This window comes from Photobacterium sp. CCB-ST2H9, assembly GCF_023151555.2.
In the GTDB taxonomy this organism is placed as follows: Bacteria; Pseudomonadota; Gammaproteobacteria; order Enterobacterales; family Vibrionaceae; genus Photobacterium.
The window spans coordinates 2,861,799-2,878,482 of sequence record NZ_CP100425.1; the positions used below are offsets into that span (position 1 = coordinate 2,861,799).

Here is a 16,684-nt window from a genome sequence, read left to right on the forward strand (position 1 = left end):
TCACCGTCAGACATTATGCCTGCGGTTTATCATTTTCTTCACTGTGATGCGGCTGTACCTGCTCAGGTTTCTCAGCTGGTTTGTCAGCATCTTTAAAGTCAACACTTGCTGGTTTCTCGCTTTCCAGCGTATCAGCTTTCAGTGTGTCGTCTTTATCACCCCAGCCTTTGGGCGCACGAATCTCAGACTTACGTCCCATCAGATCATCCAGCTGGCCTGCATCAATGGTTTCATATTTCATCAATGCATCTTTCATTGAATGAAGAATATCCATGTTGCCGACCAGAATCTCTCTGGCACGCTCATAGTTACGATCGATAATGGCACGCACTTCTTCATCAATGGCACGTGCCGTATCATCAGACATGTGCTTGGTCTTGGTCACAGAACGACCCAGGAAAACTTCGCCTTCATCTTCTGCATACAGCAGCGGACCCAGTTTTTCTGAGAAGCCCCACTGCGTCACCATCTTACGTGCAATGTCTGTTGCTCGCTCGATATCGTTTGACGCACCCGTTGACACTTTCTCTACCCCGTAGATCAGTTCTTCGGCAAGACGGCCACCGTACAGGCTGGAAATCATAGACTCCAGATATTCTTTCGAGTGGCTGACACGATCCTGCTCAGGCAGGTACATGGTCACACCCAACGCACGGCCGCGCGGAATGATCGATACCTTATAAACCGGGTCATGATCCGGAACCAGACGACCAATAATGGCATGACCTGCTTCATGGTAAGCCGTTGATTCTTTCTGTTCTTCAGACATCACCATCGATTTACGCTCTGCGCCCATCATGATTTTGTCTTTCGCCAGTTCGAATTCCACCATTGATACTGTACGTTTGTTACCACGTGCAGCAAACAATGCAGCTTCGTTCACCAGGTTTGCCAGATCAGCACCAGAGAAGCCAGGTGTACCACGGGCAATCAGAGACGGTTCAACATCACCATCCAGTGGCACTTTACGCATATGCACTTTCAGGATTTGCTCACGGCCACGGACATCCGGGAGACCCACAACGACCTGACGGTCAAAACGGCCAGGACGCAACAGTGCCGGGTCCAGAACATCAGGACGGTTCGTTGCAGCGATCACGATGATACCTTCGTGGCCTTCGAAACCATCCATTTCAACCAGCATCTGGTTCAGGGTCTGTTCACGTTCATCGTGACCACCACCCACACCGGCACCACGCTGACGACCTACGGCATCAATCTCATCGATGAAGATAATACAAGGCGCCGCTTTCTTCGCCTGATCAAACATGTCACGGACACGGGATGCACCCACACCGACAAACATTTCAACGAAGTCAGAACCGGAGATGGTAAAGAAAGGCACTTTCGCTTCACCTGCGATGGCTTTCGCCAACAGGGTTTTACCTGTACCCGGAGGACCAACCATCAGAACACCTGTCGGAATTTTACCGCCCAGTTTCTGGAAACGACTTGGATCACGCAGGTAATCGACCAGCTCTTTCACGTCTTCTTTGGCTTCATCACAGCCAGCAACGTCGTTGAAGGTCGTTTTAATTTGATCTTCACTCATCATGCGCGCTTTGGATTTACCGAACGACATGGCGCCTTTGCCACCGCCGCCCTGCATCTGGCGCATAAAGAATATCCATACCCCGATCAGCAACAGCATCGGGAACCATGAAATAAAGATAGAAGCCAGCAGACTTGGTTCTTCCGGTGGTGTCCCAACCACTTTCACATTTGCATTGATCAAGTCGTCCAGCAATTTCTGGTCGTTCAGGACAGGCAAGTAAGTCACATAACGGGTGTTATCACGCTTGAACACCGTGATCTCACGATCATTGAATCGTACTTCCCTAATCTGATCCTGACCGATTTCCCGGACAAAAGTCGTATAGTCGACTTGACGGCCAGCACTATCTCCCGGACCGAAGCTCTGAAAAACAGACATCAGCACCACGGCGATGACTAACCACAAAATCAAGTTTTTTGCCATGTCACTCAAGGTGTTAACCTCGCGATAACTTTAAAGATGAATGTAGAGTACTACAGTTTATAACCTGTAGCCACAATATAGACTTCCCGGGAACGATCCCTGGATGAGTCTGGTTTACGGATTTTGACCACCTTGAACATACTGCGCACTTCGGCCAGATACTGATCAAAGCCCTCACCCTGAAAGACTTTTACTGCAAAGCTTCCATTCGGTGCAAGTACCTGCCTGCACATATCTAATGCTAGTTCAACAAGATACATTGCTCTAGGTTGATCCGAGGCTAGGTTTCCGCTCATGTTGGGGGCCATATCAGACAGGACAACATCAACCATATCCGGCTGAATCCGCTCAAGTAATGCATCCAGCACTGCTTCTTCACGGAAGTCACCCTGCAGGAAACTGACCCCGGGTAAGGAGTCCATCGGCAGGATATCACAGGCAATTACCTGCCCGGTATCTCCGACGACGTCAGCTGCGTACTGTGACCAACCACCAGGGGCAGCACCCAGGTCAACCACAGTCATTCCCGGTTTTAACAACTTATCTTTGTTCTGGATTTCCTCCAGTTTAAAAATAGCTCGGGAGCGAAAGCCCTTCTTTTGAGCTTCCAGGACATACTTATCATCAAAATGTTCTTTCAGCCAGCGTCCGGAGCTGGCTGAATGTTTCTTTTTACTCATGCATTACCCAATGCGATTACACTCAGCGACCGATAGTTCCCGTTCTGGTTCCGCTGTACTACTTTTACTGTGGCCCAGAGTTGGCAGGAACACCAGCGTAACGAAACAACGTTAGTCATATTGACTAGATGGCGTTAGAATACCCTGTTTTCAACCCTTGTTATAGATATTGAGTCACCATGAATCTAAGCACCAAACAGAAGCAATACCTCAAAGGCCTTGCTCACAGCCTGAAGCCAGTTGTCCTGATGGGGGCAAACGGCCTGACTGAAGCCGTGCTGTCAGAAATCGAACTGGCCCTGGGCCATCACGAGCTGATCAAAGTCAAAGTTGCTGCTGAAGAACGTGAAACCAAGCAACTGATCATCGAAGCGATTGTTCGTGAAACTCAGGCGGAAAAAGTACAGGTCATCGGTAATATTCTGGTGCTGTACCGTCAGTCTGAAGATCGTAAAATCGAACTTCCGCGCAAATAAAAAAGGCCGCCAATGCGGCCTTTTTTATCACTCAAGGCCCGGTAACTGTTACATTTCTTAACAATAAACCTGCCGGCCCTGCTCCTTAAATGTACTCGACCTTCTCGATCTCGAACTCTTTATTGCCGCCTGGGGTCACAATACTGACTTCGTCGCCTTCCTGTTTGCCGATTAAGCCACGGGCAATTGGTGAATTCACAGAAATCAGACCACGTTTAATATTGGCTTCGTCATCACCAACGATACAGTAAGTCACTTCCTCATCTGTATTGACGTCAAACAGAGTTACGGTCGCGCCAAAAATGACTTTACCGTGGTTTGTCATCTTGGTGACATCAATCACCTGAGCCACAGACAGTTTATATTCGATATCACGAATCTGGGCTTCGCAGATCCCCTGCTCTTCTCGAGCAGCATGGTATTCAGCATTTTCTTTCAGATCGCCCAGCTCACGAGCTTCAGCGATGGCCTCAGAAATCAGTGGACGACGTTTCATCAAGGCGTCCAGCTCTTGACGCAGCTGCTGTTCGCCGCGGACTGTCATTGGGATCTTTTCCATAAAATTATCTACCTCGAAACGCCAGAAAAGCGGGATTGCTTTTCGGACAAAAAAAAGCCAGCCCAGCACAAGTCTGGGCTAACACATGAATAGAAGAAACTGCTTTTCTGCCTCACAAGATACCTAATACTCTGCCCCGGATGCAACCTCTGTATCGCGGTTCTGGCGAAGACTTCGTAAAAGTCACTTTTTCTGTGTCGCGCTCGGCACAACAAGCCTGAATCTGCCAATCTTTCTTTGATTGCTTTCTCGACAACTGGTCAGTTCTTGCAAGATATTAACGAACTTTTATTGCGGCCTGCCCCTCTTACTTCCTATGATTCCCAGTTCAATTTCTCAATAGCTCAACCAAGATGAAAAAAATAACAGGCTTTTTATTAGCTTCACTCGCATTCAGTCATCCGGTCTGGGCCGATTTTACTCCCCGCACCGCCATTGAAGCTTTACCCCAGGGTCACGATCTGGCTTTAATCATTACAGATCCGGCAAGCGGGAAAACTGTCTTCAGCCAGCGTGCCGAACAGCTGCAGGCCCCAGCCAGCACCCAAAAATTGCTGACGGCTCTCGCTGCCAAATTATATCTGGGCAACGATTTTCGGTTTACTACCCGGGTTGAACAACAGGGTCAGGATTTGATCTTCAGATTCAGCGGTGATCCGACCCTGTCCCGCAACGATCTGGCTGCGATACTGAAACAGCTGAAAACTAAAGGGATTCGTCGTATCACCGGAAATATTTATCTCAACGGCAGCCAGTTCACTGGCTATGAGCAGGCGCCAGGATGGCCCTGGGACAGCCTGGGAGTCTGCTACAGCGCGCCTTCCAGCAGCATCACGCTGGAACACAACTGCGTTCAGGCAGCCCTTTACAGCGATCAATCACTGGGCCAAATCACCCGGCTGCACATACCATCCCACCAGCCGATTACCGCGACCAGTCTGGCGAAAGTCGTCAGCAAATCCCAGCAACAAGTGGAATTCTGTACTCTGGAACTTCAGACCCGCCCTGGCAACCACTACCAGCTCAGCGGCTGTCTGCCACAGCGGGATAAACCATTGCCGCTGAATTTCGCGGTGGTCGATACAGAAGCCTATGTTCGAAGCGTCCTGCAACTGGAACTGGAACGAGCCGGAATCAGCCTCAAAGGCGACATCATCCGCAACGACACTTCGCACGGCGAAGTCCTTGTCACCCACCACTCAGAAAAACTGCCAGCCCTGCTCCAGGTGATGCTGGAAGATTCAGATAACCTGATCGCCGACAACCTGGCCAAAACCCTGGGACAGCGCTACTACGAACAACCCGGCAGTTTCCGCAATGGTACTGAGGCCATTAAGGCGATTATCGGGGAACATACCGGGATTGATCTGAGTCTGGCGGTTCTGGCTGATGGTTCAGGTTTATCACGGGACAACCGGATTATGGCCAGCGACATGATGAAAGTGATCACTTACATCTATCAGCATGATGACAACCTCGGACTGATGAAAGATCTACCGGTTGCCGGATTAACCGGCACGCTGCGTTATCGCCAGAGTGTCCGGCAGGAACCGATAAAACAGCACCTGGCCGCAAAATCCGGTTCGTTGTATGGCACCTTTAACCTGGTTGGTGTCATGACGAGCAAATCCGGCAAACCCTTCCTGGTGGTCCAGTTTGTTACCAACTATCTGCCGCCTGAAAAACCGGACAATGCCCCGGCCGTTGATTCGGAGATTACCCAATTCGAGCGCAAGCTCTATACCGAACTGTACAATGCCTTTTAGAACATAAAAAAGTCTGTAAGTAAGCAGCCACTCAGGAAAACCGAGTGGCTGCCTGGCATTTGGGCGCTGGACAACCCTTTTCATCAGGTTGCTTCATCGCCTGTCCTCAGAAAGGCGGTTCACCGGATTCCGGTAACGGCACATCAAATGAGAACACCACGGCAGAAATCATACGGTACATGCCACAGGCAATCACTAAATCCAGCAACCCTTTCACACCGATTTCTTCAATCAGTGCCTGCTGTGTTTTCTCTGCAATACTTCGTTGATACACCACATCCTGAGCAACCTGCCAGACATAAAGATAAACAGGTTTCATCTCAGCTGTCGCCACATCGCCTTCCAGGATCTGCTGAATCACATGGCCGGGTAATCCGGCACGCTCTGCGGGCGCAATATGCTTTTCCCACACGAACGGTGCTCCCAGACAACGTGCCGTGGCAAGTATGCCCAACTCCCGGATATCACCGGACAGTTCACTTTGATAGCGAACATAGGTTCCAAGCACTCCCAGATGCTGCGCCAGAGCCGGATGATTCATTAAAGTTCGGTACATTCCGGATAATCCGTCCCGGGGGCCAATCAGAGTATCGTAGATAGCCTTTCCCTGTGCATCCAGATCAGCTCTTTCTATCAGCGGTAGCTTCGCCATGTTGTTCTCCGTTTCCTGCGAAACAAATGTCGGGGCAAATATCAGGCTTCCGCCCAATCAGGATGGTCCAGTTCCTGCCGCCACGGGTTGACGGGCGTCGGAATGTTCGGGTCGCACCGCGCATCAATCACGAAAGGCCCTTGGGCTGCAAAAGCCTGCTCAAAGGCATTTGCCAGTTCCCCCGGGTGTTCAACCACAATGCCTTCGCCCCCTAATGAGCGGGAAAATGCCGCCCAGTCGTGCGTACTCAGGGATGTCAGTTCCTTTGCATTAGCCGTTTCAGCCCGGAGAAAAACGTTCCCCAAAGCACTGTTATTGATCACCAGAACTATCAATGGCAGCTGATGACGGGCTGCCGTCTGAATTTCTATCCCATTCATCAGCATGCAGCCATCCCCCGTGATCACAACACACGGATGGTCCGGATTGGCAACCTTGGCTCCAACACCTGCCGGAATCGCCCACCCCATGGGGGCAAGCGCCGTCGCGGTCAGATACTGTCTTGGACCATGTGACTGCCAGTAATGTCCGGCAAATGCCCGGTGGGCACCGGAGTCACCAATGATCACAGTATCTTCCGGCGCGACTTTCTGGAGCTCAGCGATCACCCGGGCCGGGTTCATGGGGCTCGCGTCACTGGTTAAATATTCCGGTTCATAAAAGCGGGGCTGAGAGACAATGGATGTCAGCCACTGATGACGTTGCTGATTCATTTCCCGCAGTGGCAGCAGCCGTGTTTCCTGTTCTTTCGCCAGCAGCCATTTTAAAACAGCGGTCACATCCCCCTGAACCGGCACATCGACCGGAAAGTTCTTTCCAAACATGCTGATATCGAGATCAACCTGATAGATCCCGGCCTCTGGCTGCAACCCTTGATCCCAGCGCATGGTATCCCGCTGATTCATGCTCGAACCCAGCACGAGCAGCAATTGGTTCCCCTCCGCCGGTTGGGCGGAGGCTTCCGAGGCATGCTGATGCAGCAATGCCAGTGTCGAATGCCGCGTTCCTGAATAACCAAACACCCCCAGGGATAACGGATGATTTTCCGGAAACACCCCTTTGGCTTTCAGCGTGGTGGCAACCGGGATCTGATACCTTTCTGCAAACTGGATGAGCGCCTGAGTCGCTTCCGACCGGACGGCGCCGCTGCCCACTAAAATCGTGATATTCGCCATGCCTGCCTGACTCGCCTGAATCAATCCCTGACAGAGCATTTCGGCCCCGGCCAAGTCCAGAGCCCGGGGTGTACGGGTCGCTTCTTGCAAAGCTGCGACCGGATGGGCCTGAGTGTCGATATCCTGGGTCTGAATTTGTTTCGGAAAACTCAGACTCACGGGTTTGAACTCCTGCCCCAGCATGGTTCTGAGCGCTCGGTCCAGCAAATGCGGTACCATCGGTGCTTCCGGGACTTTCATCGCCATTTCCGTGACCGAACTCAGCATCCGGACATCATTTAATCCGGCTTCACTGGCATCCTGAAAACCGCCCCGGCCACTCCATTCGGTCGGCACTTCACCGGCCAGCACCAGCACAGGCGACTCATCGGTGCAGGCCGCTGCCAGAGGGCCAATCATATTGGCCGTCCCCGGACCGCCAATCCCCATACACACGCCAAACTGGCCACTGGCTCTGGCATAACCATCAGCCATATAAGCAGCACCGGCTTCACTCGCTGCCACGATGGCCTTCACATCCTCTTTGCCCGTCCCAAACTGATTCAGGAACGGGTCAATCACTCCACCAGGTACCATAAAGACATGGTCGACCCCATTCGCCCGGATCGTATTGAGGACATACTTTGCGACGGGGATTTTCTGCTGTTCGTTTTGCATCTGGCCTCCGTCACACCGGTAAGTTTTTCAGAAAATGAAGACTGGGCATAAAGAAGTATTCGCCCCCCTTCATCCGGACAAACCCGGAAAAACTGAAGGAAACCTGTTCTGCTGTCGGGCTTCCCCAACCTTTTGACCAGGATTGCGGTTTCGGGGACTCATTCTCTTTCAGTTGTCCGACTAAAGGGTCCAATCCCACGTCGCCATGCAGAAAATCTTCGTTATTGCACCAGGTGTGCTGCATGAAAATAAACTGATCGACAATACTGGCCTGAAAACTCAGGAACAGCAGACCGGCCTCGGTCCACTCCTGCGACGGTTGCAACTCAGCCTCACCGAAACTGATGCCCCTGCGAACAATGCGGCGGCTCCGCTCAATGGTGGGTGGCGAATTGAACTGGCGCACCGTATCGCCTCTGGGGTTGGTTTTTCTGACATGAGCATGCAGCGGGCACTTCAGCCCACCAGCATCATCATTAAAGTTGAAATTATTAAACAGATTGGTCCAGCCGTCTCCGGACTGCTCGCTGATCGGCGTCCCATCCTGAAATCGCCCGACACACAGGGCACCGGCATATTTCGCCGAAATGGTCCGGCCGGTATTCTCAGACAACGTATTGGCAAGCATATCCGCCCGCTGCCAGAACCCTTTGATATTTTGCTGCAACTTCCGGTACACAACGTAGGTACCAAAACTGGCGTGATCCCCGCCCGGGTCCGGCACCATCACCAGGTTCAGCGGCGCACTGGGATCATTGTTGCGGTACCCGCCATTGCGGAATTCTTCCGTGAGCTCGGAAAAAAGAAACTTAGGATTACTCACGCCATCGGTAAAACCAAAATGCTCAATCACTTGCTGCTTGTCATTTCGCATGACATGCCCGTGCTGCACCACAACGATATGCCCGATGCCATTGAGGGAGTCTTTCATTTCCCGCACTAAATCGTTCAGGGTCTTTTCAACATCATCCGACTGTCCGCTGAGCGCAAAAATCAGCATTCCGTCCATGTCCTGAGAAAATGCCGGTTCCCACTGAGACAGATCATCATTGAGCGGATTGGCCGTCGGCTTGTGATTACCGCGCGGCGAGGTGTCATAAGACTGGTCTAAGTCTTTCATTCCGGCGAGAAACGCTGAATCATCCGGCCATTGCTCGCGGGGAATGCCAAGCTTGCGATACCCGGTCGCGCTCAGCATCAGGTTCACGAACAGATGATCCTGCTTGCCAAATTGTTTGAATGCCTGATGCTGCCGCCCCTGTTCAAGCATTGACGTCACTTTTTCCGACATCTGCCGTACCCAGCGCCGGTTTGCAACTTCATCCTGCCCCAGGCAGAAAAAAACATGGCGCGCATAATCCCGGCCATGCCCTTTCAGAATATTGCCCTGTAAATTAGCGAAAACGGTCTGAAAATTCGGATCGTCTAAGTCAATATTGGTCTGATTTAAATTCACTGACATTGCTCATCTCCCCGTATGTCTGATACCACTCAGCTTTCGCCAAATCAGAGACAGCAAAAAAGAAGCCGATGCGGTCCACATCGGCTGGGTATCAACACAATCACTCCGGATGCGCGCTGAACGTATCCGGTTCAGGTAAGGTCGGATTGCCCGGCGCGGCCTGAATGTTTCCGATATTCAGCAAACTGGCAACCATGGCGTAATAACCGGCAGTTAAGGTGATTTCAGTGATTTCCTGAGCGCTGAATCTGGCCTGAATGCCCCCGAACAGCGCATCACTGACCCGTTTACGCACCAGCAAATGCCGAACATAGGTCACCAAATCCCGCTCGTTTTGACTGACTTCAGGTTCATTGTCCGGTAAGCGCCGGTTGCGAATCATCTCAATCACCTGCGGCGATACGCCTGCTTTCCGGGCAAATTTTTCATGAAATCCCCATTCAAACTGACAGGCGTTTTCACTCAGTGCCGTCAGAATGACCAACTCTTTCACCCCGGGGTTCAGACAGGAATCAAAGCGCAAAAATGCCCCGAGATCGGCCACCAGTTCTGCCGCCTTCGGTGAATTTAAAAGCAAAGCAAACACGCCGGAGACATGCCCTCTACTGGCCGCAATATGCTCATAGGCTGCCAGCGTTTCGGCGGATAAGCCTGCCGAATCATCGAGATAAGGAAGTCGTGTCATACCACCACCTTAAACATGCTTCAGTGTCGGCAGCTCATTTTCATTGACCAGCAATGCTGCATTGACTGCTGATTCAATAGCCCCCTCAATCCAGGCATGCTTGAGTGAGGCATGCTCTCCGGCAAAATGAAGCCGCGCTTTACCGGTTTCCGTGCTCGGCCATTCCGACCGGATAATGGCTTTATGAAGCAAATTCAGCTGACCCGGATAGAAAATTGCCGCTTCACCAAAAGCGTAGGGATCATTCATCCAGCTCACGGTCGCAGCGCCGACGATATTGTCCTGGTCATCTCTGTATTTATTCGGATCAAACACGCAGAGATCCCGGATTTTCTGCTGGGCCGCTTCCCTGATGGCGTAATCTGCGCCCGGTTCATGATCCGCATGGACGATCGCGACATTATTGAGGGCGTAACAGTAGCGTTCGTAATCAGACATGGAATCCCACTTCCGCGCATCGTCCGCCCAGGAATAACTCGCCAGCATCACACCGCCTTTGCTGGAGCCCATCCGCTCACTCGGGTAATACATGAAACGGTTGGGCAAATCGGTCACGGAGCCGCCGCCATAAATATCATTTCTGGTTTCCCAGAATCGCTCCCTGAACTCAAGCAGCACTTTCGTGGCGGCATCGTAATGGAGTTCACGCACCGCTTTTCGTTTCTCCTGACTGATTTCCGGCCAGACCTGAACCATGCGGAAACTGGAAAACGGAATGGTGACGATGGCTTCATCCCAACTGCGCTCAGACAGCAGCCTGGCAATGGCGGTATCCTGCTCGAGACGGGATTCAATATCGTGCGACACTTCGGTTCTAATTCTGACTTTTCCGGTTGTCTCACACAGATACAGTTCATTGACGGTCTGATTGAGGTAAGTGACATCGTCCAGGTTTTCTTTCTCATAAAATGCCTGGGTAAATTTATCGGTACCGCCTTTAATCAACCAGAAAGCCGTGTCGGGACGGATAATGGCCAGTTCAATAAAACTCTGGATGAAGGAATAGGACATTCGGGATTCAAGATTCTCTATGACGCCAATCATCTCCAGCGCATTTTCCGACAAGTGTTCCTCCCCGCTGAGTTCGACAATTGCCTCTTTCAGGAACCGCCGCATGGAATACTCGCCGTATTGCTCAATAATTTTGGGCCATGCTGTTTTCGGGTCGGCCTGAACTTGATTCACCAGATCGCCAATGGCTTTTTCCAGTAATTCAGATGCCGTTGAGTATTTTTCCCGCGCCTTCAGATCGTAATTCAACAATTCATTGATATCGGAACCTTCATGTTCATAATTTTTCTGCAAAACATGACGACGATTCACATGAACGAGGTTATTTCCGGTTGCTGCAAGATCAGACAAATCAACATTGCCCTGTGCATCCCGGTTCGGATGCTGAATTTTTTCGGACAACGCATCTTTTCTCGAAACACTTTTATTCAGGAAAAGTTGTTTCTCAACGCCCGTGTAATCAATCAGATACTGCACCAGCTTGTGCTTGTCCGGAATACGCATGGCTCCGGCCTCAGCAGACAGATGATCATCTTCAAAATAACGTTTCTGAGGTGAGTTCCGAAAGGTTCGGATCCGGCCGCCAACCCGGGTATTGGCCTCGACAATCGTGACTTTGTGGCCTGCTTTGCGTAACAGCGCAGCGGAGACCATTCCCGCAATCCCACAACCGATAATCAGGATATCTTTCGGCTCGGTCTGACTTTCCGGTAATCCATTTTTCAGACAGGCCATATAAGATTGAGCAACTTCATCCTGCTCATAAGGTAACAGACCGTGAAATTCATCCTCTAAGAAGCTGACCTCTGACATAACCATCCCTTATTTTTGTATGTGTTGCCTGCCTCTCCCCTCAATGATGAAACAAGGCGGCACAGTGCAAGACGGACTGACTTCTGAAAAGCCAGCCGGAGAAAACTGCTTACTGTGTTCAAAACTAGGTCAGATTGATTCAGATACAAAAAAAGGCGGCATGGAGCAAAGAAAGTCTAACCTCCCTCTCATTTACATTGTGGAACGATGCAAATATTCGGTTTTGACTATTAATACGATCATGACTGAACAAGATTGATCAGTGCCTGATTCCGGGGGTGATCCTGGCGTCAAAAAAAATAGCCCCGACTTATGCCGGGGCCATTCTCAGTCTGTCATCCAATGCAACACTGCATCTTCTGATTAGTCTTGATTTAAACGCGCATGCAGTTCCTGAACTGAAGTCACCGTGTGACGGTCATCAGCAGTCAGTGCCATACAGGTTGCAAAAGCAGCATTCAGCGTTGTGGTGTAGTTTACCTTCTCAGCAAGCGCACCACGGCGCAGGACTTTTGAGTCTTCAATCGCCTGACGGCCTTCCGCGGTGTTGATGATGTAGCTGTACTCATTGTTCTTGATTCGGTCAAGAATGTGAGGACGGCCTTCATGCACCTTGTTCACCAGACGCGGGTTAATGCCCGCTTCGCCCAGAATCACCGCAGTACCATGCGTCGCATCCAGCTCGTAACCCAGTTTCACCAGCTTGGCAGCCAGGTCAACCACACGACGCTTGTCGTTGTTACGGACAGACAGCAGCGCACGGCCCGCATTCTCACGGCTGTGTTCCTTCCCACAACCCAGCTCAGCTTTTGCAAAGGCTTCGGCGAAGGTATCGCCTACCCCCATGACTTCACCGGTAGAGCGCATTTCAGGACCAAGCAGCGGGTCAACACCCGGGAACTTGTTGAATGGCAGCACCACTTCTTTCACTGAGTAATACGGCGGAATGATTTCCTTGGTAAAGCCCTGTTGTTCCAGTGACTGTCCGGCCATCACACGTGCCGCAATTTTCGCCAGCGGTGCACCGGTCGCTTTAGAAACGAAAGGTACAGTACGCGCAGCACGCGGGTTCACCTCAATCAGGTAAACTTCGTTGTCTTTCACGGCAAACTGCGTATTCATCAGACCGCGGACACCCAGTTCGAATGCCAGCTTCTCTACCTGACGGCGCATTTCGTCCTGAATTTCCTGGCTCAGGGTATAAGCCGGTAGCGAACACGCCGAGTCACCAGAGTGAACACCCGCTTGTTCGATATGCTCCATGATACCGCCAATGACAACACGCTCACCGTCGCAGATCGCATCGACATCAACTTCGGTTGCGTCATCCAGGAAACGGTCCAGCAGTACCGGTGATTCGTTCGATACGCTCACGGCTTCGTTGAAGTAACGACGCAGGTCCGCTTCGTCGTAGACGATTTCCATCGCACGACCACCCAGTACATACGAAGGACGAACCACCAGCGGGAAACCAATTTCTTTTGATTTCTCAACCGCCTGCTCCATGGTTGTCACGGTCGCATTTTCAGGCTGTTTCAGGCCAAGACGCTCAACAGCAGCCTGAAAACGCTCACGGTCTTCTGCACGGTCAATTGCATCCGGGCTGGTACCGATAATCGGCACACCGGCTGCTTCCAGTGCACGGGCCAGTTTCAGCGGCGTCTGGCCACCGTACTGAACAATCACACCTTTTGGTTTCTCAACACGAACAATCGACAGTACGTCTTCCAGGGTGACCGGTTCAAAGTACAGACGGTCTGACGTGTCATAATCGGTTGATACAGTCTCCGGGTTACAGTTAACCATAATGGTTTCGTAACCGTCTTCGCGCAGTGCCAGAGAGGCGTGCACACAACAGTAATCGAATTCAATTCCCTGACCGATACGGTTCGGACCACCGCCCAGGACCATGATCTTGTCACGATCAGTCGGGTTCGCTTCACACTCTTCATCGTAAGATGAGTACATGTAAGCAGTATCAGAAGAGAACTCAGCCGCACAGGTATCCACACGCTTATAAACCGGGTGGATGTTGTGGCGGTCACGCTCTTTACGAATTTCCAGTTCCGCCACACCCAGCAGTTTTGCCAGACGGGCATCGGAGAAACCTTTACGCTTCAGCTGACGCAGGAAGTCACCCGTCAAACCGGCAAAACCACCTTCTTTCACCTTGGCTTCCAGCTTCACCAGCTCTTCAATCTGAACCAGGAACCAGCGGTCGATGTTCGTCAGGTTGAAAACACCATCAACAGACAGACCGGCACGGAAAGCATCCGCGATGTACCAGATACGCTCAGCACCAGCTTCTTTCAGCTCGTGGCGGATCTTGGTCAGCGCTTCGGGATCGTCCAGATCGACCATCTCATCGAAACCATTGGCACCGACTTCCAGGCCGCGCAGTGCTTTTTGCAGCGATTCCTGCTGGTTACGGCCAATAGCCATCACTTCACCCACAGACTTCATCTGTGTAGTCAGGCGATCGTTGGCGCCGGCAAATTTTTCAAAGTTGAAGCGAGGAATCTTCGTTACAACGTAGTCGATAGTCGGCTCGAATGAAGCCGGTGTCGCACCACCGGTGATGTCGTTCATCAGCTCATCCAGCGTGAAGCCGATGGCCAGTTTGGCTGCCACTTTCGCAATCGGGAAGCCGGTTGCTTTAGATGCCAGTGCAGACGAGCGGGAAACACGCGGGTTCATCTCGATGATCACCATCCGGCCATCTTTCGGGTTAATCCCGAACTGAACGTTGGAACCACCGGTTTCTACACCGATTTCGCGCAGAACAGCCAGAGATGCATTTCGCATCAGCTGGTATTCTTTGTCCGTCAGAGTCTGCGCCGGCGCAACCGTGATGGAGTCACCGGTGTGAATGCCCATCGGGTCAAAGTTTTCGATGGCACACACGATGATGCAGTTGTCGTTCTTATCACGAACCACTTCCATCTCGTATTCTTTCCAGCCAATCAGCGACTCATCAATCAGCAGCTCATTGGTTGGTGACAGATCCAGACCGCGACGGCAGATCTCTTCAAATTCTTCTTTGTTATAAGCGATACCACCGCCGGTACCACCCATGGTGAAGGATGGACGGATAATACAAGGGAAGCCGACCATATCGAGGACTTTGTAGGCTTCTTCCATGTTTTTCGCTGTATCTGCGCGCGGACACGCCAGACCAATCGATTTCATCGCTTTATCAAAGCGTGAACGGTCTTCTGCTTTGTCGATAGCATCAGCAGTCGCACCAATCATCTCGACGCCGAACTCTTCCAGCACGCCATGCTTTTCCAGCGCCAGTGCACAGTTCAGTGCAGTCTGGCCGCCCATGGTTGGCAGTATCGCGTCCGGACGTTCTTTTTCGATGATTTTACGAACAACTTCCCAGTGAATCGGCTCAATATAAGTTGCGTCCGCCATTTCCGGATCGGTCATGATGGTGGCCGGATTCGAGTTCACCAGAATGACGCGGTAGCCTTCTTCACGCAGCGCTTTACAGGCCTGAGCACCTGAGTAGTCAAACTCACAGGCCTGACCAATCACGATTGGACCGGCACCCAGAATCAGAACACTTTGTATGTCAGTACGTTTTGGCATCGTTTTACTACTCCGGCTTAGGCGCTGTGCTGTTTAATCAGTTCGATAAAGTGGTCAAAAAGTGGTGCCGCATCATGCGGACCCGGGCTGGCTTCAGGGTGTCCCTGGAAGCTGAAAGCCGGTTTGTCGGTACGGTGAATCCCTTGCAGAGAGCCATCGAACAGCGATTTGTGCGTGGCACGCAGATTTTCAGGCAGGGTGTCTTCATCTGCCGCAAAACCGTGGTTCTGACTGGTGATCATCACCACATCACGCTCGAGATCTTTGACCGGGTGGTTGGCACCATGGTGACCGAATTTCATTTTCACGGTCTTCGCACCGCTGGCTAGTGCTAGAATCTGGTGACCAAGACAGATACCGAAAATTGGCAGACCTTTGTCCAGGAAGGTTTGGGTCGCTTCAATGGCGTAAGTACATGGCTCAGGGTCACCCGGGCCGTTTGACAGAAAAACACCGTCCGGATTCATCGCCAGGACTTCTTCGGCTGAAGTTTCAGCCGGTACCACCGTCAGACGGCAGCCACGGTCGACCAGCATGCGCAGGATATTACGCTTGGCACCAAAATCGTATGCCACAACGTGGTATGGCAGTTCGCTCGCATCTTTCGCTTCCGGCAGACCATTCTCCAGCGTCCAAGAGCCTTGCGTCCAGCTGTAGCTTTCTTTAGTCGTCACCACTTTCGCCAGATCCATGCCTTTCAGACCCGGGAACGCTTTTGCTTTTTCCAGCGCCAGAGCCGGGTCCAGATTATCACCAGCCATAATGCAGCCGTTCTGTGCACCTTTTTCGCGCAGCAGTCGGGTCAGTTTACGGGTATCAATATCAGCAATGCCGACAATGTTCTGGGATTTCAGATAATCAGACAGGGTCTGCTGGGAACGGAAATTTGAAGCAATCAGAGGGAGGTCGCGAATCACCAGGCCTTGCGCATGGATTGAAGTTGATTCTTCGTCTTCGGAATTAGTACCGGTGTTGCCAATGTGGGGATAGGTAAGAGTAACGATCTGTTGCGAATAAGAGGGGTCAGTGAGAATTTCCTGATACCCCGTCATCGAGGTATTGAAAACAACTTCACCAACGGCCGAACCATCTGCACCGATGGATACGCCGTGGAATACAGTCCCGTCTTCAAGGACTAACAGCGCCGATTTGCTCAAGACAACCTCCAATCTTCAT

12 protein-coding genes are annotated in these 16,684 nt (G+C 51.6%); 2 read left to right on the forward strand and 10 right to left on the reverse strand.

Translation table 11 applies throughout. The features are described from left to right. Window positions 1–13: 13 nt before the first annotated feature. Both ftsH and rlmE read right to left on the reverse strand, forming a co-directional pair. Window positions 14–1,978 carry an ATP-dependent zinc metalloprotease FtsH gene (gene ftsH, locus L4174_RS13190; protein WP_248141324.1) on the reverse strand — a complete coding sequence of 655 codons (1,965 nt, stop codon included), beginning with the start codon at window positions 1,976–1,978 and terminating at the stop codon, window positions 14–16. 50 nt (window positions 1,979–2,028) lie between these two features. Next, on the reverse strand, window positions 2,029–2,658 hold the full coding sequence (gene rlmE, locus L4174_RS13195) for a 23S rRNA (uridine(2552)-2'-O)-methyltransferase RlmE (protein ID WP_248141325.1): 630 nt from the start codon (window positions 2,656–2,658) through the stop codon (window positions 2,029–2,031). Window positions 2,659–2,837: 179 nt separating this feature from the next. Here rlmE and yhbY point away from each other — a divergent pair, with 179 nt between their 5' ends. Next, a complete protein-coding gene (gene yhbY, locus L4174_RS13200; protein ID WP_248141326.1) occupies window positions 2,838–3,134 on the forward strand; it encodes a ribosome assembly RNA-binding protein YhbY in 297 nt (98 codons plus the stop codon). Between the two features lie 85 nt (window positions 3,135–3,219). On the opposite strand, the gene greA is transcribed toward yhbY, so the two are convergent. Beyond that, entirely contained in the window at window positions 3,220–3,693 is a 474-nt protein-coding gene (gene greA / locus L4174_RS13205; protein WP_248141327.1) for a transcription elongation factor GreA, read from the reverse strand. 353 nt (window positions 3,694–4,046) lie between these two features. Between greA and dacB the strand changes: the two genes are divergently transcribed. Further along, window positions 4,047–5,459 carry a serine-type D-Ala-D-Ala carboxypeptidase gene (gene dacB, locus L4174_RS13210; protein ID WP_248141328.1) on the forward strand — a complete coding sequence of 471 codons (1,413 nt, stop codon included), beginning with the start codon at window positions 4,047–4,049 and terminating at the stop codon, window positions 5,457–5,459. 106 nt (window positions 5,460–5,565) lie between these two features. On the opposite strand, the gene L4174_RS13215 is transcribed toward dacB, so the two are convergent. The 7 genes from L4174_RS13215 to carA form a co-directional block, all read right to left on the reverse strand. Further along, a complete protein-coding gene (locus L4174_RS13215) occupies window positions 5,566–6,111 on the reverse strand; it encodes a carboxymuconolactone decarboxylase family protein (RefSeq protein ID WP_248141329.1) in 546 nt (181 codons plus the stop codon). Window positions 6,112–6,152: 41 nt separating this feature from the next. After that, entirely contained in the window at window positions 6,153–7,943 is a 1,791-nt protein-coding gene (locus L4174_RS13220) for a thiamine pyrophosphate-binding protein (RefSeq protein ID WP_248141330.1), read from the reverse strand. Window positions 7,944–7,953: 10 nt separating this feature from the next. After that, complete coding sequence (locus L4174_RS13225) at window positions 7,954–9,405, reverse strand: Dyp-type peroxidase (protein WP_248141331.1); 1,452 nt, start codon at window positions 9,403–9,405, stop codon at window positions 7,954–7,956. A gap of 100 nt (window positions 9,406–9,505) precedes the next feature. Further along, window positions 9,506–10,090, reverse strand: a complete 585-nt coding sequence (locus tag L4174_RS13230) for a carboxymuconolactone decarboxylase family protein (protein ID WP_248141332.1) — start codon at window positions 10,088–10,090, stop codon at window positions 9,506–9,508. Window positions 10,091–10,099: 9 nt separating this feature from the next. Then, window positions 10,100–11,914 (reverse strand): FAD-dependent oxidoreductase, encoded by a 1,815-nt coding sequence (locus tag L4174_RS13235; RefSeq protein WP_248141333.1) that lies wholly within the window; start codon window positions 11,912–11,914, stop codon window positions 10,100–10,102. Between the two features lie 363 nt (window positions 11,915–12,277). Further along, window positions 12,278–15,508, reverse strand: a complete 3,231-nt coding sequence (gene carB / locus L4174_RS13240) for a carbamoyl-phosphate synthase large subunit (RefSeq protein ID WP_248141334.1) — start codon at window positions 15,506–15,508, stop codon at window positions 12,278–12,280. A gap of 17 nt (window positions 15,509–15,525) precedes the next feature. After that, entirely contained in the window at window positions 15,526–16,665 is a 1,140-nt protein-coding gene (carA, locus tag L4174_RS13245) for a glutamine-hydrolyzing carbamoyl-phosphate synthase small subunit (RefSeq protein ID WP_248141335.1), read from the reverse strand. Window positions 16,666–16,684 lie beyond the last annotated feature (19 nt).

What these genes read in the sequence shown, in the direction of transcription:
- ftsH (WP_248141324.1), bottom strand. Translation starts at nt 1,978, where the DNA reads ATGGCAAAAAACTTGATTTTGTGGTTAGTCATCGCCGTGGTGCTGATG.
- rlmE (WP_248141325.1), bottom strand. Translation starts at nt 2,658, where the DNA reads ATGAGTAAAAAGAAACATTCAGCCAGCTCCGGACGCTGGCTGAAAGAA.
- yhbY (WP_248141326.1), top strand. Translation starts at nt 2,838, where the DNA reads ATGAATCTAAGCACCAAACAGAAGCAATACCTCAAAGGCCTTGCTCAC.
- greA (WP_248141327.1), bottom strand. Translation starts at nt 3,693, where the DNA reads ATGGAAAAGATCCCAATGACAGTCCGCGGCGAACAGCAGCTGCGTCAA.
- dacB (WP_248141328.1), top strand. Translation starts at nt 4,047, where the DNA reads ATGAAAAAAATAACAGGCTTTTTATTAGCTTCACTCGCATTCAGTCAT.
- L4174_RS13215 (WP_248141329.1), bottom strand. Translation starts at nt 6,111, where the DNA reads ATGGCGAAGCTACCGCTGATAGAAAGAGCTGATCTGGATGCACAGGGA.
- L4174_RS13220 (WP_248141330.1), bottom strand. Translation starts at nt 7,943, where the DNA reads ATGCAAAACGAACAGCAGAAAATCCCCGTCGCAAAGTATGTCCTCAAT.
- L4174_RS13225 (WP_248141331.1), bottom strand. Translation starts at nt 9,405, where the DNA reads ATGTCAGTGAATTTAAATCAGACCAATATTGACTTAGACGATCCGAAT.
- L4174_RS13230 (WP_248141332.1), bottom strand. Translation starts at nt 10,090, where the DNA reads ATGACACGACTTCCTTATCTCGATGATTCGGCAGGCTTATCCGCCGAA.
- L4174_RS13235 (WP_248141333.1), bottom strand. Translation starts at nt 11,914, where the DNA reads ATGTCAGAGGTCAGCTTCTTAGAGGATGAATTTCACGGTCTGTTACCT.
- carB (WP_248141334.1), bottom strand. Translation starts at nt 15,508, where the DNA reads ATGCCAAAACGTACTGACATACAAAGTGTTCTGATTCTGGGTGCCGGT.